Annotated in this window: 2 protein-coding genes; one reads left to right on the top strand and one right to left on the bottom strand. The window is 53.8% G+C overall.

Going from position 1 to position 1,012, the window contains the following annotated elements:
• Positions 1–2 precede the first annotated feature (2 nt).
• Positions 3–662, bottom strand: coding sequence for an NAD(P)-dependent oxidoreductase (locus tag LKK83_RS06620; protein WP_324630180.1), 660 nt, complete (start codon positions 660–662; stop codon positions 3–5).
• 83 nt (positions 663–745) lie between these two features.
• On the opposite strand from LKK83_RS06620, the gene LKK83_RS06615 reads away from it, so the two are divergent.
• Positions 746–925 carry a hypothetical protein gene (locus LKK83_RS06615; protein ID WP_324630179.1) on the top strand — a complete coding sequence of 60 codons (180 nt, stop codon included), beginning with the start codon at positions 746–748 and terminating at the stop codon, positions 923–925.
• Positions 926–1,012 lie beyond the last annotated feature (87 nt).

The raw sequence follows: 1,012 nt of genomic DNA, 5'->3' as shown, positions 1-1,012 counted from the left end.
CTTTAGGGACTGTGTTCCTTGCCCCGCTTACGTTTCAGGCATTTACCCTCCACTTTTGCGGGAACGAATCGCACCTCCACATCAACCCCTTGGCGCTGCACGAAACCCAAGCTCAACGAAAACGCCGTGGTCAGACTCGCAATCAGTTGATTGAGTGCCAATTTCAGCGCCGCTGCTTCACCCACCTCGCCGATGCGTTGCGGTTCGCCAAAATGTTTTAAAAATTCAGACCACTGGGTAAATTGCTCCCGGGTACCCCCCACCATGACTTGCAAGCTGCCCGACTTCACCTGGGGAATGCTACCGAGAACCGGCGCTTCGAAATAGTCCCCCTCGAATTGCGCGATTTGCGAGGCAAACTCGCGGCTTTCACTCGGGGCGATGGTTCCCATCTGAATGATGGTTCGTCCCTGCAGATGGGGACGAGAGCGCTCAGACAATACCACCTCGCGGATCGCCGTGGCATTGGAGAGCATGGCGATCGCGCAATCGCATTGGGCGATCGCCTCATCAGGGGAATTCGCCAACACCGCACCGGCTTGGCGAAGCGGTTCCATTCTCTCTGGCGTTCGATTGTACGCCACCACCGAAACCTTGGCCGACAAAAGTTTTTCAGCCATCGCTAGCCCCATTAACCCGGTGCCCAGAACTGCTACCTGCACGCATCAACCTCCCGAATCAGTTCGTTTTTGCTTGATTTGGCGAAACTTGAACTTTAAGGTATCGCGTTTTTGATTTCCGTTCAATGAAGGGCAGCGATCGCAACTCATGCCGGGAATTGCGAAGCGAATCGCCGATAGTTGCGATCGCGATCGCAGCCGACGCAGTGCCTGCAACCCCCTATGTTGCCACTCAAGGAAAGCGATCGAGAGTCTGGAATCCCCGTAACTTTAGTTCGGGGAGGAAAGACGAACGACGGTTTTAACCGTCGTGACTTAAACAACGCACAGTTTGTTTGACCTGCGAATCAGTTTAACTTTCTTAGGGGAAAATTGCCCAATTCGTTTCCAAT

Origin of the sequence: Phormidium sp. CCY1219 (assembly GCF_035615515.1) — a bacterium.
Lineage (GTDB): Bacteria > Cyanobacteriota > Cyanobacteriia > Cyanobacteriales > Laspinemataceae > CCY1219.
The sequence above is the reverse complement of the archived record's forward strand: the minus strand, read 5'-3'. Positions and strand labels throughout refer to the sequence as shown.